The sequence below is a fragment of the Clostridiales bacterium genome (assembly GCA_017569285.1).
Lineage (GTDB): Bacteria > Bacillota > Clostridia > Christensenellales > Aristaeellaceae > Aristaeella.
Genome location: CP069419.1, coordinates 1,388,394 through 1,411,332, shown reverse-complemented (window position 1 = coordinate 1,411,332; position 22,939 = coordinate 1,388,394). Strand labels below are relative to the sequence as shown.

Annotated in this window: 16 protein-coding genes and 1 pseudogene; 15 read left to right on the top strand and 2 right to left on the bottom strand. The window is 57.5% G+C overall.

The window, feature by feature from the left end:
- Positions 1 to 55 precede the first annotated feature (55 nt).
- From JNO48_06085 to JNO48_06015, 15 genes and pseudogenes are all read left to right on the top strand, one after another.
- Complete coding sequence (locus JNO48_06085; GenBank protein ID QTE69466.1) at positions 56 to 1,660, top strand: hypothetical protein; 1,605 nt, start codon at positions 56 to 58, stop codon at positions 1,658 to 1,660.
- Positions 1,660 to 2,502: a sugar phosphate isomerase/epimerase gene (locus JNO48_06080; GenBank protein QTE69465.1), complete on the top strand. Its 843-nt coding sequence runs from the start codon at positions 1,660 to 1,662 to the stop codon at positions 2,500 to 2,502. The genes JNO48_06085 and JNO48_06080 overlap by 1 nt, the downstream gene beginning before the upstream one ends.
- Positions 2,503 to 2,806: 304 nt before the next feature.
- Positions 2,807 to 4,861, top strand: coding sequence for a peptide ABC transporter substrate-binding protein (locus JNO48_06075; protein QTE69464.1), 2,055 nt, complete (start codon positions 2,807 to 2,809; stop codon positions 4,859 to 4,861).
- 141 nt (positions 4,862 to 5,002) lie between these two features.
- Positions 5,003 to 6,586: an ABC transporter permease gene (locus JNO48_06070; GenBank protein ID QTE69463.1), complete on the top strand. Its 1,584-nt coding sequence runs from the start codon at positions 5,003 to 5,005 to the stop codon at positions 6,584 to 6,586.
- Positions 6,586 to 7,548: an ABC transporter permease gene (locus JNO48_06065; GenBank protein ID QTE69462.1), complete on the top strand. Its 963-nt coding sequence runs from the start codon at positions 6,586 to 6,588 to the stop codon at positions 7,546 to 7,548. Before JNO48_06070 ends, JNO48_06065 begins: the two co-directional genes overlap by 1 nt.
- A 12-nt stretch (positions 7,549 to 7,560) precedes the next feature.
- Complete coding sequence (locus JNO48_06060) at positions 7,561 to 9,372, top strand: ATP-binding cassette domain-containing protein (protein ID QTE69461.1); 1,812 nt, start codon at positions 7,561 to 7,563, stop codon at positions 9,370 to 9,372.
- 3 nt (positions 9,373 to 9,375) lie between these two features.
- Positions 9,376 to 10,320 (top strand): ATP-binding cassette domain-containing protein, encoded by a 945-nt coding sequence (locus JNO48_06055; protein QTE69460.1) that lies wholly within the window; start codon positions 9,376 to 9,378, stop codon positions 10,318 to 10,320.
- Between the two features lie 3 nt (positions 10,321 to 10,323).
- Positions 10,324 to 11,460 (top strand): hypothetical protein, encoded by a 1,137-nt coding sequence (locus tag JNO48_06050; protein ID QTE69459.1) that lies wholly within the window; start codon positions 10,324 to 10,326, stop codon positions 11,458 to 11,460.
- Positions 11,461 to 11,654: 194 nt separating this feature from the next.
- Positions 11,655 to 14,027 carry a hypothetical protein gene (locus tag JNO48_06045; protein QTE69458.1) on the top strand — a complete coding sequence of 791 codons (2,373 nt, stop codon included), beginning with the start codon at positions 11,655 to 11,657 and terminating at the stop codon, positions 14,025 to 14,027.
- Between the two features lie 249 nt (positions 14,028 to 14,276).
- Positions 14,277 to 15,239 carry an ABC transporter permease gene (locus tag JNO48_06040; GenBank protein QTE69457.1) on the top strand — a complete coding sequence of 321 codons (963 nt, stop codon included), beginning with the start codon at positions 14,277 to 14,279 and terminating at the stop codon, positions 15,237 to 15,239.
- Positions 15,236 to 16,768 (top strand): ABC transporter permease, encoded by a 1,533-nt coding sequence (locus JNO48_06035; GenBank protein ID QTE69456.1) that lies wholly within the window; start codon positions 15,236 to 15,238, stop codon positions 16,766 to 16,768. The genes JNO48_06040 and JNO48_06035 overlap by 4 nt, the downstream gene beginning before the upstream one ends.
- A gap of 23 nt (positions 16,769 to 16,791) precedes the next feature.
- A pseudogene (locus JNO48_06030) lies at positions 16,792 to 17,202 on the top strand (ABC transporter ATP-binding protein).
- Positions 17,203 to 17,889: 687 nt separating this feature from the next.
- Positions 17,890 to 18,918, top strand: a complete 1,029-nt coding sequence (locus JNO48_06025; GenBank protein ID QTE69690.1) for an ABC transporter ATP-binding protein — start codon at positions 17,890 to 17,892, stop codon at positions 18,916 to 18,918.
- Positions 18,911 to 20,107, top strand: coding sequence for an ATP-binding cassette domain-containing protein (locus JNO48_06020; protein QTE69455.1), 1,197 nt, complete (start codon positions 18,911 to 18,913; stop codon positions 20,105 to 20,107). The genes JNO48_06025 and JNO48_06020 overlap by 8 nt, the downstream gene beginning before the upstream one ends.
- Before the next feature lies 1 nt (position 20,108).
- The gene (locus tag JNO48_06015; protein QTE69454.1) at positions 20,109 to 20,528 is read left to right on the top strand and encodes a DUF3899 domain-containing protein; all 420 of its coding nucleotides are present in this window, start codon (positions 20,109 to 20,111) and stop codon (positions 20,526 to 20,528) included.
- Positions 20,529 to 20,604: 76 nt separating this feature from the next.
- Here the strand turns inward: JNO48_06015 and JNO48_06010 are convergent, their stop codons facing one another.
- A complete protein-coding gene (locus JNO48_06010) occupies positions 20,605 to 22,308 on the bottom strand; it encodes a M3 family oligoendopeptidase (protein QTE69453.1) in 1,704 nt (567 codons plus the stop codon).
- 48 nt (positions 22,309 to 22,356) lie between these two features.
- Complete coding sequence (locus JNO48_06005) at positions 22,357 to 22,761, bottom strand: GNAT family N-acetyltransferase (GenBank protein ID QTE69452.1); 405 nt, start codon at positions 22,759 to 22,761, stop codon at positions 22,357 to 22,359.
- Between the last annotated feature and the right edge of the window lie 178 nt (positions 22,762 to 22,939).

Below are 22,939 nucleotides of genomic sequence, written 5' to 3'. Positions count from 1 at the left end.
AACAGGGAGGGCGGGCTGCGGGTGCAGCCCGCCTTTTCCGGCAGGGGGAATCAGCATGAAAAAGCGGACCGCGATGACCGCGGCAGTCCTGATCCTGGCACTCACGCTGCTGACGGGAGCCGCCACGGCGGAAGGACTGACATTTTCCGATGGATGGGATGTTATGGATAACAACCGGGTATTCTATGAGATCTTTGTGGGCTCCTTCTCCGATTCCAACGGAGACGGGAAAGGGGATCTGCGGGGAATCATCAACCGGATGGATTACCTGAACGACGGGGATCCGGCATCCGGGAAAAGCCTGGGAGTGGAGGGGATCTGGCTGACGCCGATCTTCAAATCCCCGTCCTACCACAAGTATGACGTGATGGATTATTACACCGTTGATCCGGCTTTCGGGACGATGGATGACCTGCGGGAGCTGGTGGAAACCTGCCACGGGCGGAATGTGAAGGTCATCCTGGACCTGGCCCTGAACCACACCAGCAGCCAGCATATCTGGTACCGGCGTTTCCTGAATTCCCGCGCGATGAACAACCCGGCCGGACCGTGCTATGATTTTTACACCTGCATCGGACCGGATGAGAAGGCGCCGGCCGGCCGGAGCTTTATGGAAGAACTGTCGGGCCGCATCCGGGTGGAGGACAATTTCTCCAGCACGATGCCGGAACTGAACTTTGATTCCGAGGCTGTCCGGCAGGAAGTGCTGAACATCGCGAAATTCTACCTGGACCTGGGCGTGGACGGGTTCCGCTTTGACGCGGCGAAATACCTGTACCTGAACGAGCATGACAAGAACCTGGCGTTCTGGACCTGGTATATCGGGGAACTGAAGAAGATCAATCCGGATGTATACACCGTGGCGGAGGTCTGGGACGGGGAAGGCATCACGAACCGGTATGCCCCGGCGGTCAACTGCTTCCACTTTGCCACCAGCCAGGCGGAAGGCCTGATTGCCGAGACGGCCAAGGCCGGGGATGTGAACCGGCTGACCGCGGCAATGCAGAAGTACCTGGATACGCTGCACGGGATCAACCCGGAAGCGATGAAGATTGATTTTATTGCCAACCATGATACGGACCGCGCGGCGGGCTACCTGACGATGGCATCCGGACGGGCGGCGGTGGCTGCGAGCCTGTATCTCCTGTCTCCCGGATCTCCCTTCATCTACTACGGGGAAGAAATCGGCCTGCGGGGTTCCCGGGGCGGCGCCAATACGGACGCCAACCGGCGCCTGGCCATGCTGTGGGGGGACGGGGACACGGTGAAGGACCCGCCCGGCAGCACCTATACGAGCCAGACGACCTATTCCGTGCAGGACCTGGACGGAATGAAGAACAGCCTGCTGAACCATTACCGGAAACTGACGGCGATCCGGAAGGCCAATCCGGAGATTGCCCGGGGAACCTATACCGCGCTGAGCTTCAGCGATACAAAGGCGGGCGGATTCCTGTGCGAATGGAACGGATCCACCGTGGGTGTGTTCCATAACACCACGGAGCGGATCCAGAAGCTGGACCTGGCGGATGCCGGTGTGGAATTCCGGAAGACAGCCGCATGGATTTCCGCGGATCCGCTGGACGGCGGCGCGTCCCTGGACGGGACCGTGCTGACCCTGGGACCGCTGACCAGCGCGGTGCTGAGAACGGAGGCGGAGTGATGCGGCTGGGCGGAACGGTTACCGGACAATATTCCTCTGTTCCGGAATGGGAGGAGCTGCTGGTGCGGTCCCGGTTCCGGGCGGTGACGGCCCCCTTCAGCTGCCGGACACCGGAAAAGGAAATCACGGCCTATATGGAAGCGGCGGCAAGGCATGACGTGCGGATCGCGGAAATCGGCGTATGGAAAAATACGATGGATCCGGATCCGGCGGCCGCAGCGGAGGCGATGGCCTATGCCAAAGGCCAGCTGGCGCTGGCCGACCGGCTGGGGATTCCGTGCTGCGTGAATATCGTCGGAACTGAGAGCGCAGCCGGCTGGGACGCAGCGGACCGGAGCAATTTCCTGCCGGAAACGTATGACCGGATTATCAGCCAGATCCGGGAGATCCTGGATGAGATGAATCCGTCCCGGGCGTTTTACTGCATTGAACCCATGCCCTGGATGGTGCCGGACGGTCCGGATGAATACCTGCAGCTGATCCGGGACGTGGACCGGCCGCAGTTCGGCGCCCATATGGACTTTGTGAACATGATCAACTGCCCGAGAAGGTATCTCGCGCCGGAAGCGTTCATCGAGGAATGCTTCCGGAAGCTGGGGCCGTATATCCGGAGTACGCATATCAAGGACACCCGGATGCACCCGACGAACCTGACCGCCCTGCTGGAGGAATGTTCTCCCGGGGAGGGAACGCTGCACTACGGGGAAATCCTGCGGATCCTGGACCGCTACCTGGCGCCGGAAGCGCCGGTGCTGCTGGAGCACATGCAGACCGAAGAAGCGTACCGGAAAGCCTATGATTATGTCGCCGGAAAGGCTGCCGAAACGGGTATCCGGATCTGAGCAACATTGTATACAGTACACAGAAAATACAATCCGAAAAACCCGAAGCCGTTGAAAATAAAGGGATTGAGGGTCATAGAAGGCCGAAAACAGGATTGTATTTTTATTGTATTTACATGTTGTCTGATTCAAAACGGACAGCTCAGGTCGTTGCTTTTTGCCTGTAAATATGTTATTCTATCTCGCACATAAACAAAGGTTGTATATGTTGCCATTGTGAAATGTGTATTTGCATTCCGTATTTCCTGCTTTGTATTATTCGGGGGCTATCCCGATAATAAATAAAAAAAAGGAGATATCTACCATGAAGAAACTGATTGCCCTGTTGATGGCTCTCTGCATGATTCTGGGTGTCGCCTCCGTTTCCGCAGAAGATGTGGCTTACGAACGCGCCGAAGATGAAGAGATCTATCTCGAACTGCTGGGTGACTATGACGAGCTGATGAAGGCCGCCAAAGCCGCTCCGACCAACGATGAACGGTTCGTCCTGTATGCGCAGGCGGAAGCCGCGCTGCTCGACAGCGCCGTGATGGTTCCGAATACCACCCAGGGTGGTGCCTACACCATCAGCCGCATCGCTCCCCGTACCGTTCCCTACGTCCAGTGGGGCAATGACGATGACCGCCTGTTCGGCCTGGTCATCTCCGATGAGTTCCTGACCCCCGACGAGCGGGCTGACCTGCTTGCCGAGTGGAGCAAAGCCGTTGCCGGCGAAGGAACCTATGATCCTGCCGCTTACCTGACCGGCAAGGGCCATACCCTCCAGAGCGATTACAAGCTGACCTTCGCCACCGCTCCGGTTACCCTGGACTGGCTGAACACCTCCTCCCAGAGCGATACCGAAATCACCGTGAACTGCGTGGACGGCCTGGTGCAGTACAACAACCTGAACCAGCTGTGCCCCGCCATGGCGGAGTCCTGGGAAGTCAGCGATGACGGTTCCGTTTACACATTCCACATCCGGGAAGGCGCCAAGTGGTTCACCTCCGAAGGCGAAGAATACGCCGACGTGACCGCGGGCGACTTCGTTGCCGGGTTCCATCACATGCTGGACGCCAAGGCCGGCCTCGAGTGGCTGGTTGAAGGCGTTGTGAAGGGCGCTGCCGAATACCTGGCGGGCGGTTCCTTCGACGAAGTCGGTTATGAAGCTGTTGATGACCAGACCCTGGTGATCACGCTGGAGGGAGACATCCCCTACTTCATGACCATGCTGACCTACAGCTGCTTCCTGCCGATCTGCGAAGACTGGTACCTGAGCCACGGCGGCGTCTATGGCGCTGAGGAATATCAGGCTGCTTTCGCCGATACCGAAGCCTACACCTTCGGCAAGAACACCGACGTGGCCTCCCAGGTCTACAGCGGCCCGTTCCTCCTCAAGAAGCTGAATCCCGATTCCGAAATCGTTGTTGAGAAGAACCCGAACTACTACCGTGCGGACGAGGTGACGATCAACAGCATCACCTGGATCTACGACAACGGTGAGAACATGAAGGCGTTCTACGATGACGTTGTGAGCGGTGTGTACGCCGGCAGCGGCCTGACCGAGGCGAGCGGCACCCTGAAGATGGCCAAGGACGACGGCAACTTCGACAAGTATGCCTACGTTTCCGACACCACCTCCACCACCTACTTCGGCGGCATGAACGTCAACCGCGGCACCTTCGCCCTGGAGAGCGGCGCGGCTGCTTCTCCCAAGACCGAGCAGCAGAAGATTGACACGCACAATGCCCTGATGAACAAGAGCTTCCGGAAAGCCCTGGCCCATGCGTGGGACCGCGCGACCGTGAATGCCACCAGCCGCGGTGAAGACCTGAAGCTGGCCAACATCCGGAACATGTATACCCACCCCGAGTTCGTCTCCCTGGAGAACGCCACGACGGATGCGGACGGCCATGAATTTGCGGCCGGCACCTTCTACGGCGAGATGGTTCAGTACTATCTGGATCAGATGGGCGGCGAAATCAAGGTTGCGGACGCCATCGACGGCTGGTACAACGCGGACCTCGCCAAGGACTACCTGGCCAAGGCCAAGGAAGAACTGGGCGACAGCGTGACCTGGCCGATCACCATCGACATCGTGTACTATTCCGCTTCCGAAGGCAACACCGCTCAGGCGCAGGTCTCCAAGCAGACCATCGAGGAAACCCTCGGTGCCGAGAACGTGGTTGTGAACCTGGTTGAGACCACCACTTCCGCGGACTTCTACGCCTGCGGATACCGCGCGGCGTCCGGTGAAGCCGGCAACTTCGACTTCTTCTACGGATCCGGCTGGGGCCCCGACTACGGCGATCCTTCCACCTATCTGGATACGTTCGGCGTGAATGGCTACATGCTGAAGGTTATCGGTGTGGACTATTAATCCCCATACAGGGTATTCTGTAAAACGGGGGGAAGCGGCGTCTTCGCCGCTTCCCCTATTGATTCCAGGCATAATCCCGCCGGCGCGGGATCATTTGCGTATTATTTCCTCATTTTATTTTTTGGGTAAGTGGGTGTATTCATGAGAAGATACATGCTGCGGCGGATTCTGTTCTCCCTGTTTTCGCTGCTGGTCGTAATCGCGACCGTTATGCTCCTGGTCTATAACCTGATTCCAAGGGGCGCCATATTCCAGATGGATGACGTCTGGAACAAGAAGAGCCTGAACGACCGGACCATCTATGAGTATGCCCAGTATCAGAAATTCGGATACCTGGAGTATTCGGATTTCACCAGCTTCCTGCGGTCCAAATATGAGGGCCAGTACGGCGCGGAGTATACCAAGAGCGATGAGTTCAAGGCAGCCAAGGAAGCCATTCAGAATGAAAATACCTACCTGGACAATTCTGACGTCCAGGAGTTTATTGAGATGTTCGAGAAAGAAGGATACAAAATCCGGTATCTCGAACCCCAGCGTTCCCCTTCCGGAAAAGCCAAGAAGGGCGGCGACGGATACCTGGTCGCCGTGGTGGAACGGAGCGTATTTACCCGCCTGTGGAATTACCTGACGCACCTGATTACGGTGGAAACCGTGAACGACGTGCAGGATCCCGCGCTGACGGAGCGCTATGTCCGGGCCGAGCATGACCCGTACAGCGGTCTGTTTGCGGTGGTGGGCAGCGGCACCACGCACAAATACCAGCTGTACTTTGACGGGCGTTTCCCGTTTATCCACCAGAACTGGATCCACCTGAACCTGGGCACTTCCTTTACCAAGTTCAGGGGACAGGAAATCACCGACGTCATCAACCGGCCGACCGGGGACCAGGTGAAGGTGCAGACCCAGTATCCGGCCAAGCTGGGCACGGATGAATATATCAGTTCAGCGATTGATTTCCATACGCTGACTTACAACAGTTCTCCCAGAACCAAAACGGAGATGAAGCAATTCCCGGACCAGTACACGACCTACAGCTACCGGATTGACGGACTGTCCATGCTGGAGAACTCCTTTGTGATCGGCCTGATCGCAACCGCAATCGCCTACCTGTTCGGCCTGCCGCTGGGCATTGCCATGGCCCGGCACAAGGACGGACTGGGGGACAAGATCGGCAACGGCTACATCATCTTCTCCATCGCGGTGCCCGGCCTGGCCCGTATTTTCCTGTTTGCCGCCATCGGTACCACCCTGTTCGGGCTGCCATACAAGTTTGCCAACGCGGAGGCCAAGATCCTGGCCTACATCCTGCCGACCCTTTCGCTGGCGCTGCCGTCCATCGGCAACCTGATGAAGTGGATGCGGCGATATATGATTGACCAGATGAACAGCGACTACGTCAAATTCGCCCGGGCGGAAGGCATGAGCGAGAAGGAAATTTACCGGAAGCACATCAGCCCCAACGCGATGATCTACCTGGTCCACGGCATCCCCGGCAACATCCTGGGCTGCCTGATCGGCGCGATCATTACCGAGCGCGTCTATTCCGTACCCGGCGTGGGCGGCCTGCTGACCAACGCCATCAACGGGTATGACAACGGCATCATCGTGGCCTGTACCGTGTTCTATACCACGCTGTCGATCATATCCCTGATCCTGGGCGACCTGCTGCTGGCCAAGTATGACCCGCGGATCTCCCTCTCATCCAGCAAAGGAGGTGGCCGCTGATGTCTGAGCAGACGACCCGGAACCAGGACGGATTGTTCCGGTTTATCGACAAGGACACGATCCAGTCCGAAAAAATCACGGCACCCCGGTATTCCTACTGGGCATCCGTATTCCGCGTATTTTTCCGCAAGAAAACCAACCTGCTGATGATTATCCTATTCATCCTGATTTTCCTGTGCGCGTTTGTGATTCCGGCGATTGCCCCCTACGACGCGTATGAAAATCTCCGGGATGCCACTTCATTCAACCTGTCTCCCGCCGCGGCAATGGCCAAATACGACGGATTCTCCTTCAAGTGGATCCTGGGTACGGGCCCCATGGGCAACAGCATCTTCTACGGAATCTGGGCATCGGCCCAGACCAGCCTGCTGCTGGCCATCATCTGCGCGGCGATCAACATGACGATCGGCATTATCCTCGGCGCCGTATGGGGATACAGCAAGCGGTTTGACCAGGTGATGCTGGTGATCTACAACATCATCGCCAACGTGCCGTACATCCTGATGATTGCTGTGCTGGTATACGTCATCGGCTCGGGCTTCTGGAGCTTCGTGTTTGCCATGACGATCACCGGCTGGCTGGGAATCGCGTACTTCTTCCGGACCCAGGTGATGATCATCCGCGACCGGGAGTATTCGCTGGCGTCCCGCTGCCTGGGCACGCCGATTCCCCGGATGATCAGCAAGAATATCCTGCCTTTCCTGACTTCCGTGATCGTGACGGTGCTGGCGACGGAACTGCCGAGCTATATCTCCTCGGAAGTGTTCCTGAGCTTTATCGGCGTCGGACTGAGCGCTGAAATTCCCTCCCTCGGCCGGATGATCCAGCAGGCGCAGAGCGCCTTCCTGGTCTATCCGTGGGAATTCTGGCCGCCGGTTGCCATCGCTTCAGCCATCACCGTAATTCTGTACGTTCTGGGCCAGAACCTGGCGGATGCCTCGGATCCCAGGACGCATATGTAAGGAGGGCGGATCATGAGCGAGAATGAAAACAGGAAAGTCCTCCTTTCCCTGAAAAACGTCAGCGTCAAATTCAATGTACGCGGCCGGATCCTGACCGCAATCCGGAACGTCAGCCTGGATATCTATGAACATGAATCCATCGCGATCGTCGGTGAGAGCGGATCGGGCAAATCCGTCCTGACAAAGACATTTGCCGGCATGCTGGAATCCAACGGTTTCATCAGCGAAGGCAGCGTCATCTTCTCGGATGACGACCTTTCCCATACCAACGTCAAGCTGACGCCGGCCAACCTGCGCCTGCTGGAACGGCTGACCAACAAGTACAACAAATATTCAGTGCTGGAACGCGGCGCCGGGGAATACCGGGCGCTCCGGCAGAAAAAGGCGGACATTGCCCATGTGAAAACTCTGACCGAGGAAGAGGAAGAATCATTCCGTACCCGGGCCAAGGATATTCACGACGACATCGTGGAAAGCAACAACTACCTGCTGACCCTGGACAAGCACAGCGCGAATGACCAGAAGGAAATCCAGGAACTGGAAAAGAAGATCCGGGACCTGACGGCGCGGGAAAATGCGCTGAACGCGGAAAAGGAATCCCTGATCAAGGAACGCACGGAAGCCTATAAGGCGGATGCGGCCCGCCAGGCGGCAGACCGGACGGAGATTGCCCGGCTGAAGGAGCTGCGCAAGCAAAAGATCAAAACGAAGGATAAGGAAAGCAATCCGGAAGGGCTGTCAGACGCGACGATCGCCCGCAACCGGAAGCTGGCATATGACGTGCTGCTTTCCACCGGCCGGTATCCCTTCAAGGACCGGATCAAATACACGATGAAACTGAACCGGGTTCTCCGCAAGGCGATGATCCAGGGGGAAAACCTGCTGGACAGCGACGTGCGCCGGAAGCTGTTCCAGACCTGCGTGCTGTATGTGGAATTCACTGAAGTGAACGAGTCGGAGAACCAGCTGGAAGGCTATGCGGTGATCGACTGCGCCAACGTGAAGTATACCGATGACTGGCAGAAGATCCGCGGCCGCCGGATTGCGACGGTGTTCCAGGATCCCATGACCAGCCTGAACCCGGTTATCCCGATCGGCAAGCAGATCATGCAGGTGATCCTGAAGCACCAGAAGTGCTCCAAGGCGGAAGCAAAGCAGCGGACGCTGGATATCATGGCGAAGGTGGGAATCCCGGAGCCGGAGAAACGCTTTGACGATTATCCATTCCAGTATTCCGGCGGTATGCGCCAGCGGATTGTTATCGCGATCGCGCTGAGCTGCCAGCCGAAGATCCTGATCTGCGATGAACCGACGACCGCGCTGGACGTGACGATCCAGGCCCAGATCATCCGCCTGATCAAGGACCTGCAGCAGGATCTCGGATTTACGACAGTTTATATCACCCACGACCTGGGTGTTGTGGCCAATGTGGCGGAACGCGTGGCGGTGCTGTATGCCGGGCAGATTGTGGAGCTGGGCACCGTGGAGGATATCTTCTACGATCCGAAGCATCCCTACACCTGGGCCCTGCTGTCCTCCCTGCCGCAGCTGACGGAGCGGGGCACGGAGCTGTTCTCCATCCCCGGTACGCCGCCTTCCCTGTACAACAAGATTGTCGGTGATGCCTTTGCCCCGCGGAACAACTACGCGATGGCCATCGACCTGAAGGAAGAGCCGCCGATGTTCCAGGTCAGCGAAACCCACTTCGCGAAGACCTGGCTGCTGGATCCCCGGGCCCCGAAGACGGAAGCGCCGAAGAATATCCAGAACCTGCATGAAAAAATGGTGAAGATCTACGGCGATTTCGAAGAGGAAGGAGAGTAAGGCATGGACAATCAGAACAAGGAAGTCCTGCTTTCCGTCCAGAACCTGGACGTAGTCTTCAAGCAGGGGAAGAACAGCTTCAAGGCCGTGTCTGATGTCAGCTTTGATATCTACAAGGGAGAGACCCTGTCCCTGGTCGGCGAGTCCGGCAGCGGAAAGACCACCATCGGCCGGGCCATCGTGCGGATCAATCCATGCACAAACGGTGCAATCTACTTCAAGGGAGAGAAGATCTCCGGCAAGCTGCCCCGTTCCAAGGACCGGGAAGTCATCCGGAAGATCCAGATGGTATTCCAGGATCCCGCAGCGTCCCTGAATGAGCGGGCGACCATTGAATATATCATTTCGGAGGGCCTGTACAATTTCCACCTGTTCAACAGCGACCGGGAGCGGATGGAAAAGGTGGAGAAGGCCATCAACGACGTCGGCCTCCTGCCGGAACACCTGACGCGGTATCCTCATGAGTTTTCCGGCGGACAGCGGCAGCGCGTCGGCCTGGCCCGGTCCATCGTCATGGAACCGGAGCTGATTGTGGCGGACGAGCCGATCTCCGCACTGGACGTTTCCATCCGGGCCCAGGTGCTGAACCTGCTGAAGAAATTCCAGCAGGAGCGCGGGCTGACCTATCTGTTCATTGCGCACGACCTGTCGATCGTCCGGTTTATCTCCGACCGCATTGTGGTCATCTACAAGGGCCGGATTATGGAAGTGGCCGAGACGGAGGAGCTGTTCCAGTATCCGCTGCATCCGTATACCCGCTCCCTGATGAGCGCGATTCCGATCCCGGACCCGATCCTGGAAAAGAAGAAGAAGCTTTTCGTCTACGAGCCGAAGGAATACGGTGAGAACGATCATCCGTCCCTGCAGGACCTGGGCAACGGCCACTGGCTGTACGGTACCCAGGAGGAAATCGACGCAGCGAAGAAAAAGCGCTTCGGCGAGGGATAATGCATGCTTCGTGACAGGAAAAACCGTATCCGGCTGGTTCTGTTCATCCTGGCGGTCCTGATCGCAGTCGGGTCCTTTACGACCTGGGCCATCAAGCTGGGACACCGGGAGAGCGGATACCAGACGATTGTTTATGAGAATACGCACGCGGACGTGCTGTACCGGACCGGTATCTCCATGATTTACTGGGCGGAAGGGAACGCCGCGGATATCCGGACGCTGTCGAACACCGTCCAGCGGATCTATTCCGACAGCCTGTACCGGAATTTTATCCAGCTGGACAGCACCGCTGTGTATGAGGAAACGGAGAATATTGCGGCCCTGAACCGGCATCCGGGGGAGGAAATCCGGATCCCGGACCGGCTGGCCGGCGTACTGCGCGACGCGCTGGAAAAGACCGGCGCGGATGAGGGATACTCCGCCTTTGCCGGCGCACTGTATGATGAGTGGGAGCGGCTGCTTTACCTGGATGAACCGCAGAACGCGGACCCGGCCAATTCGCCGGAGGAAGCGGAGCGGATTGCCCGGATCGCCGGGGCGGTCCGGCCGGAGAACGGAATCCGGCTCACGCTCAGCGAAGGGGAAGGCGGAACGACGGCCTGCCTGACGATACCGGAAGAATACCGGCGCCTGGCGGAGGAACTGGAAATTTCCGCCCCCATCCTGGACCTGAACCTGCTGCGGGACGCCTACCTGATGGACCTGGTTGCGGAAGATATGAAAGCGGCCGGCTATCCGGATTTTGTGCTGTTTTCAAAGAGCGGCCTGGCACTGACGGCCCGCGCAAAGGAAACGCTGATTGTTTCCGTGATGAAGGACGGGGAAGCGGCGGCCACGCTGAGCGCCGCCGGACCAGCGGCCTCCATCCGGTTTGCGGCCGGGGAACTGCGGAGCGACGGATACGGCGCCTATACGGTGAACGGGCTGAAGCGCCATTACTGGTTTGACGCGCGGACCGGCGGATTCCGGGACCGGGTGGATCAGGCGGTGATGGCCGGACCGGCCCGGGCGGTTGACCTGGCCTGGGAGATGATCCGGCTGAACTGCGCGGAGGATCCCGGAACGGTTGAGACACCGGATGATATCCAGTGCGTGTGGACCGGAGCGGACAGCCTGCAGGAAGCGGTGCCTTCCAGGTGAAGGCATCGTTTTTGCACCGGCAGACAGGCAAAAAGAATTGCATATCCCCCCGGAGTATGTTATGATCAAACCGTACTTCTTTTATGGACAGATCAGCAAAAGCTACCATCCGGGCAATCGAATCCGGCTTGTTCTGATTTCGTTTTTTCGGGCGGATGCCCAGAAAAATAAACAACAACAGGAGGGGACACTTAATGAGGAAACTTTTATCCCTGGTACTGGCTCTCTGCATGATGGCCAGCCTGACCGCCGCGTTTGCGGAAGAAACCGCGCCGACCTATACGTACCGTACGGCTGCGGCGGAATTCCCGACGAACTGGAGCCCTTTCCAGCAGCAGACGGCCACTGACAGCAACATTACCGACTGGCTGTACTCCGCTTTCTATGAATTTGATTTCAACGAAGACAAAGACGGCTATGTGCTGAAGCCCCTGGCTGTCGAAGATTTCCCGACCGACGTTTCCGCCGACTATGTCGGTGAGGAATGGGGAATCGCGGAAGGCGATACCGCCCGCGCGTGGAAATTCATCCTGCGGGACGGCCTTGCCTGGGAAGACGGCACCCCCATCACGGCTCCGGATTTCGTGACCTCCGCCCAGTACCTGCTGGATCCGAAAGCGCAGAACCACCGCGCGGACGGCCTGTATTCCGGCAACCTGGTTGTGGCGAATGCCGAAGCCTACCTGAAGCAGGGCCTGACCGAGCCCACTTCCTACGGCAAGGTGAAGGCGAGCAAGGGATTCGCGACCACCGAAGAACTGATCGATGCCTTCAAGGATGAAAAGGGCTGGATCAACTGGGCCAATTCTTTCGGCGACACATACGATTTCGAAGCGAAAGCCTGGACCGGCGCGGCAGATAACGAAGTAGTCGAAACGCCCCTGACCGTCGGCGAACTGTATGAATTCTACACCACCGGTGAAGGCGCGGCCTATGCGACATGGGCCAGCCCCGAACAGCTGGTTGAGTGGACCGAGGATGAGCTTTTCCTGAACTTCCAGGCCTATGAAGACGGATTCCCGTTTGAAAAGGTCGGCGTCAAGGCCCTCAGCGACAAGGAACTGGTGCTGATCCTGGCCAAGCCCCTGGAAGGCTTCTACCTCTACTACGGTATCCCGAACTGGCTGGTCAACGAAGCGAAGTACAATGAGTGCGCGAGCGAAAAAGACGGCGTGTACACCAACAGCTACGGCACTTCGCAGGAAACCACGATGTCCTGGGGTCCCTACAAGCTGGGTTCCTTCCAGAGCGACAAGGAATACAACCTGGTCCGCAATGAGAACTGGTTCGGATACAGCCTGCCGGAATTTGAAGGGCTGTACCAGACCGACGTGATCAATGTTTCCTATGTACAGGAACCCGCCACCCGGATGGAAATGTTCCTGAACGGCAAGCTGGACGTCAACGGCCTGAACAAGGACTACATCAAGGAATACGCGTCCTCCGACTACACCTATTATGATGAGGGCGACTCCGTATTCGCGATGGCGTTCAACCCCGATCTGGCAGCGCTGAAGACCGCGCAGGAAGCTGCCGGAGCGAACATCAACAAGACGATCCTGACGATCAAGGATTTCCGTATCGCCATGTCCCTGGCCATGAACCGTTCCGAGTTCGTGCTGGCGGCTGATCCGACAAGCTTCCCGGCGTTCGCCCTCTACGGCAGCCAGATTGTTGCGGATCCTGAAGAAGGCCTGTTCTACCGCACCACGGATACCGCCAAGCAGGTTGTCGTTGACTTCTGGGGTCTGGCGGACGAAATCGGCGAAGGCAAGCTGTATGCGACCGTGGACGACGCGATCGATTCCATCACCGGCTACAACCTGGAGATGGCCCGCGAGTATTTCGACAAGGCCTATGATCAGGCGATTGAAGCCGGCCTGATGACCGATGCGGATACCGTCCTGATCATGGTCGGTACGCCCAACGCGACTTCCGCTTTCTACAACAGCGGCTATGACTTCATCGTCAACAATTACACCGAAGCAGTCAAGGGCACCAAGCTGGAAGGCAAGCTGAAGTTTGACCGTGACTCCACCCTAGGCAACGGCTTCGCCGATGCGCTGCGCAACAACCAGGTGGATATGCTCTTCGGCGTCGGCTGGACCGGCAGCACCTTCGATCCCTTCGGCCTGATCGAAGCCTATGTTTCCTCCAACTATCAGTATGACCCCGCCTGGAAACCCGCCGAAACCCAGATGACGGTGACGATCGACGGCGAAGCGTACACAACGGATGTCTGGACCTGGTACCTGAGCATCACCAACAATGTGATCACGGCCAAGAACGCTGCGGGCGAAGACGTGGAACTGGATGTGACCGCGAATGCGGAAACCCGGATCCTGGTCCTGGGCGAGCTCGAAAACATCATCCTGCAGAACTATGACTTCATCCCGCTGATGGGCGATGCTTCCGCCAAGCTGAAGGGCATGAAGATCGAATACTACCTCGAGGATGAAGTGTTCCCGCTGAGCCGCGGCGGCGTCAAGTACATGACCTACAACTATGACGATGCTGCCTGGGACGCGTTTGTTGCTGAACAGGGCGGCACCCTGAACTACAAGTAAGATTCACGGGACGGAAGAATGAAAGGCGGCAGGGCTGAAAAGCCCTCCGCCGGTTCTGGATACCAGAACAGGGCCATCTCCGGCAACCGGGTTTCCGGCTGCCGGAGATGGTATTTCCGTTTTGTGAAACAATCCCTGCATGAACAGCGAAGCATGCAACGCGGTGAACGTTGTATGCTTCACTGTTCATGGGACCATCCCTGCACGGCAGGAAAAGAAATGAACCGCAAGGAAAAAGGGGTTTGAAGCGTGGGAAAATATGTTCTCAAAAGAATTGTGCTGATGCTGTTTACTTTCCTGATCATCATCTCCATGTGCTTTATCCTGGTCAAGCTGCTGCCCAACAAACCGGCCAAGCAGTTCGGCAAGGATATGCAGCTGATCGAGATGCGGCGCGAAGCACTGGGGTACAACAAGCCGCTGCTGGAGCAGTATGTGATTTTTCTCCGGAGGTCGCTGATCGGACAGGACTGGGGCGTCAGTGAGGTTTTGTACCTGGGACAGGACGTCTGGGGAAAATTTATCGAAAAGATGCCCGCCACGGTCATTGTGAACGCCTATACCATGCTGATATCCGTGCCGCTGGGCCTGCTGCTGGGCATTTATGCGGCGCTGAAGAAAAACAAATGGCAGGATCAGCTGATTTCAACGCTGGTTGTGATTTTCGTATCCACGCCCAGCTATGTATACGCATTCCTGGTGCAGTATTTCCTGTGCTTTAAGCTGAAGTGGTTCCCCTTCCAGATGAATCCCGGATATGATTATTTGTCATGGTCCACATTTGTCAGTATCGTTCCGGCGGTGATGTCGCTCGGGTTCGGAACCGTGGCACAGCTGACCCGGTATACCCGTGCGGAACTGACAGAAGTCCTGACCAGCGATTACCTGCTGCTGGCCCGGACGAAAGGCCTGACACGGGCGCAGACAACCGTGCGCCATGCCCTTCGGAACGCCATGGTTCCGATTTTCCCGATGATCCTGGGTGAGTTCATCGGCATTATGGGCGGATCACTGATCATTGAGCAGATTTTCGGGATTCCGGGCGTCGGCCCGCTGTATGTCGCTTCCGTTTCATCCGCGACGCCTGACTATAACTTCTTCCTGCTGCTTTCCGCGTTCTATACGCTTATCGGGCTTGTGTCCGGTATTATTGTGGATATCAGCTACGGGTTCATTGACCCGAGGATCAGAATGGGGAGCAGAAAAGTATGAGTGAGAAGATGATGAATACCGCCGCCTTCGAGGTACCGAAGGATAAATTCCGTTTTGTACCCATGGAAGGCAGGACACATGACAAAAAACTGGAAACCAAACCGGTGGGCTATTTCCGGGACGCCATGAACCGGTTCCGGAAGAACAAGGGATCCGTGGCGGCTGCCTGGATTATCCTTCTTCTGGTGCTGTATGCCATCCTGATCCCGATCTTCTGCGAAACGCCCTATTCGCGGGCCCTGACGGATACCATGTACCTGAATTACACAAAGCTGCCCCCGAAGATTCCGTTCCTGGGCATCGACGGATGCAGCGACGTGACGGTAAACAGCGGGAAATACCATTACTATAAGGCGATCGCGGAGGAAACCGGCCTGGAAACAATCCGGGCAACCTACCGCGCCGATTACAAGGACCCGACGGCCAGCGGAAAATCCACATTCTACGATCTCCGGGTCGACAACTATACATCCATGGGCATGCTGTACCTGACCCTGACCGGGGATCAGTTTGAAGATATCCAGAAATGGCAGGATGAGCACGGGATCCAGGTGATTTATCCTGCCATCAAGGACGCCAAGCAGACCGATGCCAATATCTGGTACGAAGTGGACAAGAAGGGCCAGCCCAAGCTGGACAAGGAGGGAAACCTCAAGAGCATCTACCGGACCACCACCCCGGAGGATACAGCCTACCACAGCCTGCGGATTGCCGCGGACAACGATCCCGAACACCCGATGGCCTATGCCCGGGTCGCAGGAACCAGTACGGCCAAGAGCTATGTCACCCGGATCAACAAGTATACCTATTTCCAGTACCGTTACGGATTTGAACCGGGTTTTGTTTTCGGGACGAACGCCCGGGGACAGGATATCTTTACAAGGCTTGCCGCCGGTGCACGCTTTTCCTTCCTGCTGGCGATCTGCGTGTCGGCAATCAACCTCTTTATCGGAACCATCTACGGTGCGATCGAAGGCTATTACGGCGGCACAACGGACCTGGTGATGGAACGGATTTCCGATATCCTGGCGGAAATCCCTTTCATCGTCGTCACCGTCCTGTTCCAGCTGCACCTGGCAAAGAAGGTCGGCGTGATCGGTGCGCTGCTGTTTGCGTTTGTACTGACCGGCTGGATCGGGATGGCATCCCGGGTCCGGATGCAGTTCTACCGCTTCAAGGGACAGGAGTACGTCCTGGCCGCACGCACACTGGGCGCCCGGGACAGCCGCCTGATGTTCCGGCACATCTTCCCGAATTCCCTGGGAACAATCATTACCGGATCCATCCTGGTGATTCCAGGGGTCATCTTTACAGAGAGCTCCCTGACGTACCTGAACATCGTCAACCTGGAGTCCTCCACGATGACTTCGGTCGGTACAATGCTGGCAAACGGCAAGGATTACCTGGCAACCGACCCCTATATCATCTTCTTCCCGGCATTGTTCATATCGCTGCTGGAAATCTCTTTCAACCTGTTCGGCAACGGACTACGGGACGCTTTCAATCCATCGCTGCGAGGTGCTGATTAATGTCAGAGAACAATATGAACGTTATGCCGCCCCGGACGGAACAGAAGCCGCAGGCGGAGAAGAAGCTGCAGGTCCATAATCTGCGGATTTCTTTCCGTACCTCCGCAGGCAAGGTGCAGGCGGTCCGCGGAATCAATTTTGACCTGATGAAGGGAGAAACGCTGGCTATCGTCGGCGAGAGCGGTTCGGGCAAATCGGTTACCAGCAAAGCCATCCTGGGCATCCAGGCCGGCAACGCCATTACCGAAGAGGGAGAAATCCTGTATAACGGCATGGACCTGCTGAAGATCGGCGAGGATGATTTCTACCACCTGCGCGGCGACAAGATCGCCATGATCTTCCAGGACCCCCTTTCCAGCCTGAACCCGATCATGCGGATCGGAAAACAGCTGACGGAAGCCATGCTGCTCAAGAGCAGGGCACGGAGGAAGTCTTCCCGCAGGGAATTTACCGCACGAATGGACCAGCTGTCCAAACGGATGGAAGCAGCTGCTCCGGAAAAGAGCGCGGAGATCAGCCGGCAGATCCGGGAACTGAAGGAACTGGAGAAAGCGAGCGTCCGGAAGGAACAGGCGTACCAGGCGGCCCGCAGCTGCGCTGAAGAAGCGGAAACCGAATGTGAAAATATCCTTTACCTGATCGGGAAAAAAGCCTGGAAGGATCTGTCCGATGCCAAAAAGGTGAAGGAGTTTACCCGCCGCTCCGTCCATCCGGATGTCATGCCGGAAGAAGAATACAAACAGATCCGTGAGCATGTGGACGCGCTGACCCGCGGCCTGCGCGCCCGCCAGAAAACGGGTGACTTCTCGGATACAGCCGCATCCATACAGGCCATTCAGGAATGCCTGAAAGGCGCGCTGAAGCGGGAAAAACCGGACTACCTGGAGAAAACCTGGAAGGAAGCCGGACACAGCGAATCGCTGGAAGACGGATTCCTGAAGGAATTCAGGGCCTGCGCGGAAACCGGAATCCGGCGCTCGGACGCGGAATATACGGAACGCCGGCGGAAGGCGCTGGAAATGCTGGAGCACGGAATGGAAACGCTGGCATCCGGCGGGCCGGACGCGCTGATTCCGGAGCTGGGCCCGGTCTGCAAGGCCGTCGATGAATCGATTGACCCCATGGACCTGGTCAAGGACAGTATGGCATGCACGTTTACCGGCAATATGAAGTACCTGACATCCCGGTGGCGGGAAGGACTTCGCAGCAACGGGCGCAAGGAAAAGAAGTACCTGCGGGAAAAGGCCCGGGCGGAAAAACGCGCGGCAAAGGGCAAGACGTGGACCGTTCCGGCCCCGACCGTCATCGATATGGATACGGTTTCCTCCAACATGGAACGCCTGATCTCCGGCCTGAAAGACCATTATGAGGAACGGATCGCGGAGGAAGGGGCGGAAGACAAAACCCGGAAGACGGAACAGGTGATCCGGGACCTGGAAGAGAAAGCGGCCGGCATGGCTGCCCGGATGGACAAATGGACTGCCCGGAACAAAGCACTGAAGCTGATGGAGGAAGTCGGAATCTCCGAGCCGCGGGTCCGTTACCGCCAGTATCCTTTTGAATTCTCCGGCGGCATGCGGCAGCGCATCGTGATTGCGATCGCCCTTGCGGCGGATCCGGACATCCTGATCTGCGACGAGCCGACCACCGCACTGGACGTGACGATCCAGGCCCAGATCCTGGAGCTGATCAACAGCCTGAAGGAAAAACGGAACCTGTCCATCATCTTCATCACGCACGACCTGGGCGTGGTGGCCAACATGGCCGACCGGATTGCCGTGATGTACGCGGGCAAAATCGTGGAATACGGGACTTCGGAGGAAATTTTCTATGCTCCGGCCCATCCCTATACATGGGCCCTGCTTTCCTCCATGCCGGACCTGGACACCAAGGAGAAGCTGGAAGCGATTCCCGGAACGCCTCCGAACATGATCTATCCGCCGAAGGGAGACGCTTTCGCGGAACGGAACCGGTATGCGATGGAAATCGACTTTGAACAGGAACCGCCGGTATTCCCCATTTCAGAAACCCACTGGGCAGCAACATGGCTGCTGCATCCGGACGCACCGAAGGTGGATCCTCCCGCGGCGGTGACGGAGCGTATCCGGAAGATGAAAGCACGGGCAGCGGAGGTGAGCGGAAATGAGTGAACCGTTGCTGAGGGTGGAACACCTGTGCCAGTACTTCGGACCCAACAAAGCGGTGGACGACGTCAGCTTTGAGATCCAGAAAGGCGAGGTTTTCGGCCTGGTCGGTGAATCCGGCTGCGGCAAGACGACGACCGGCCGCTCGATCATCAAGCTGTATGACATTACGTCCGGAAGCATCTATTTCAAGGGAAAGCGGATTGCTGCCGGGACCAAGTCCTATAAAGACCGGATCCGGGAAGCCCGGAAGGAATGCAGGGAAGCATCCCCGGAACGCCGCAGTGAACTGGAAGCGGAGATTACAAAACTGCGGGAAGAAATCCGCTCCGCACGCCGGGACCATGAGCAGTGCGACAAGCTTTACAAGGACGAGCTGGTCAAAGAGGTCCGGGAAAAATATGCTCCCCTGCTGGAAAACGCGCAGGGTGAAGAAGAAAAACGGATCCGGCAGGAGTATGACGAGGCGCTTCGCATCGCGAAAAAGCAGCGCTACATCACGCAGATCCAGATGATCTTCCAGGATCCCATCGCTTCGCTGGACCCCCGGATGACGGTCATGGATACCATTGCGGAAGGCCTGGTGATCCGCGGGGAAAAGGACCGGGAGGTCCTTGAAAAGAAAGTGTATGACATCCTGGAAAAGGTCGGCCTGGTGCGGGAGCATGCCAACCGGTATCCCCACGAGTTTTCAGGCGGCCAGCGCCAGCGGATCGGCGTGGCGCGGGCCGTGGTGATGGAACCGGAACTGATCATTGCCGATGAACCGGTATCCGCACTGGACGTGTCCATCCAGGCCCAGGTGATCAACCTGCTCAATGAGCTGCGCCATGAATTCGGCCTGACATTCCTGTTTATTGCGCACGACTTGTCGGTGGTCAAATATTTCTCGGACCGGATCGGCGTCATGTATTACGGGCACATGGTGGAACTGGCCACATCCGATGAGCTGTTCGCCCACCCGCTGCATCCGTATACTCAGTCCCTGCTGAGCGCGATTCCCCTTCCGGATCCGCTGATGGAAAAGAAGCGGAAGCGGCTGAAGTATGACCCGCTGGCAGCCCATAACTACGGAAGCGAGCAGCCGGAAATGCGGGAAGTCGCCCCCGGGCATTTTGTGCGGTGCAGCCGGGAAGAATTCGAACAGTACCGGCAGCAGCTCGGCCTGCAGTCTTCTGAAAATGAGAAGCAGTGATATGGATCCCCGGAAAAAAAGCCTGATCCGGATCGGGATTACGGCTGTCGTCGGTGCGCTGATCGCCTGGGGTGCCGCCGCGGCGAGGGGACTGAAACCGGGCATCGGGACGGCGCTGACGCTGCGTTACTGGAGCGACGGCTGCTTTGTGGCCGCGGTCCTGGTCGGCAGCGTCGGAGCGCTGACCTGGATTTCCACGACCGGGCTGTTTGATATCTTTTCATACGGTTTTTCCGCAGCGGTCCGGATGTTCATCCCGTTCGGGCGGAAGAAGGACATCATGTCCTTCTATGATTATAAAACGTACCGGGCGGAAAAAAGGCAGCCGGCGCTGTTCGAGCTGCTGGTTGTCGGAATATTCTACCTGCTGGTATCCGGCCTGCTGCTGTGGTTGTATTATTCATCCATCGGCGGCGCATGAGCCGGGAAACCGGAAAAAACGACGAAAAAAACAAAACTGCCGGCGGGCTTTAAGCCCGCCGGCAGTTTTGCCTTATTTACTCAATTCCCGCCAGATCGAAATTATCCAGCCACCGGGTGGCGGTTTCACAGACGCCTTTCAGGCAGGCTTCATCGAACGGGGTGATGAGGTCCGCGTTTTTGAGCAGGTCTGTAAATGTATGGCTGCCGCCCTGGACGGTATAGGCCATGTAGTGCTTCCACGCGTCCTCGGGATCCTTCTGAATCATGGCCCAGAACTCCAGCGAAACTGTCTGGGCCAGGCAGTAATCAATATAATAGAATGGCACTTCGTAGATGTGGGACTGGCGCTGCCAGCCTTCCCCGTCCGCGAAGAACGGGATTTCCCCGTCCAGCTTCATCCACGGCATGTAAATGCCGAGGAGGTGCTTCCACTCCGCATGGCGTTCCGCCGGCTTCATATCCGGCTTTTCATAGACGATATGCTGGAAGTGGTCCACCATCGTGCCGTACGGGATGAAGGTCACCGCGGCAGCCAGGTGGCTGTACATGAATTTCCGCGCATCCGGGCCGAAGAATCCTTCCGCATTCTTCCAGCCGAAGAATTCCATGCTCATCGAATGGACCTCGCAGGCCTCGGCACTCGGGTCCGTATATTCCGTCGGGATCCGGCTGCGGTTCATCCAGTAGGCAAAGGCATGGCCTGCCTCATGGGTTACGACCTCGACGTCGCCCTGCGTTCCGTTGAAGTTCGCGAAGATGAAGGGCACCTTATACAGCGGGAGGGAGGTGCAGTATCCGCCGCCTTCCTTGCCTTCGGTGGAAAGGACATCCATCAGCCCGTCTTCCCGCATGGTGCGGAAGAATTCGCTTGTCTCGGGTGAAAGCGAATCATAGAACTTCTGGCCCTGGGCCAGGATATCATCAGGCGTTCCGACCGGCCGCGGGTTGCCGCTGCGGAAGCTCAGGGCGGCATCCGCAAATGACAGCGGATAGGATTTGCCCAGGCGCTTTGCCTGTTCGCGCATGACGGAGTCCGCCACCGGCACGAGGTATTTCTGCACGGCGGTGCGGAACTTTTCAATGTCTTCACGGGTCCAGCAGTTGCGCGCCATGCGGTAATACCCGAGCTGGGTATAGCCTCCATAGCCGAGCTTGCGGCCCATGCGGTCCCGGAGGACGACCAGCTCGTCATACAGCGCGTCCAGGCGCTCCTGGTGATCCCTGAACCACTGCCCTTTGGCTTTCCACGCGGCAAGGCGGCGCGCGTCATCCGGATCCGTCTGGAAAGGTTCCAGCTGGGACAGCGTATAGACGCCGCCCTCGAACGGAACCTGGGCGGAGGCGATCAGCTTGCCGTATTCGGTGACAAGCTCGTTTTCCTTCTGCATGTCTTCAACGATTTCGGGCGAAAAAGATTTCCGGTCAATCTCCGCATTCAGGAACAGCAGGCTGCCGTACTCCCTTTCAAAATCCGCACGGAAGGGGGATTCAAGCAGGGCACTGAGCCATTCCTGTTCGAATTCCTCGATTTCCGGACCGATCTCATCCCAGAACTCGATCTCGCCGTCGTAAAACTCATCCCGCGTATCGATGGAGTGGCGGATATACGCCAGGGACCCCATGGTTTCGACGGCTTTTCCCTTTTCCTCCTTTTCCAGGAAGACGGCCCGGGCCGTTTCATAACTGTCCGCGTTCCGGAGGCGTTCGGTCAGCTGCTGAAGCTCTGCCTTGACTGCTTCGGGATCCGGGCGGGTATAGGGCATTTCAGAAAATTTCATCGTGTTTTCTCCTTTGCGCTGTGCGGTCATTTTTGGAAATCCTGCGGATCAGATCCGCTTCATGAAGAAGTATTCGGAATAGCCGTCCTCCGCATTGTCGTAACTGCCGACGCACCGGTATTCCAGCGCCTCATAGAAATCCTTTCCCTGCCAGTCAAAGGTGTCCAGCCGGATGGTGTTGACACCCATGGCAGCGGCCCGCTTTTCCATTTCGCGGATCAGCTGTGTTCCGATGCCTTTCCGCCGGTATTCCGGATCCACAAACACGGTGGATACATACAGGATTTTGAAGGTCGTGATACACGCGTCCAGTCCGGCAATCAGCTTCCCGCCGTCTTCCATGCCGATCTGGATGCATCCGTCCATGGAATAGGTGATATGCGCTTCGTCAAAGCTTTCCAGCCGCTCCTCAATATCCTCAATCTGTTCTTCCTGCAGGTTGATCATTTTCATATGGTCCGTCCTCCTTCCGGATCCCGGTGCGCCGCAGTACTGCGGGAACCAGGCTGATCCAGCGGCGGCGGTTCCGCCGCCTTTCCCAAGATCATACCATATTCCGCCGGATGAAAAAAGCCTGCGGAACGCTTTTTTCCCCCGCGGGGAAGATGCCGGCACGACAGGGACCGGTCCG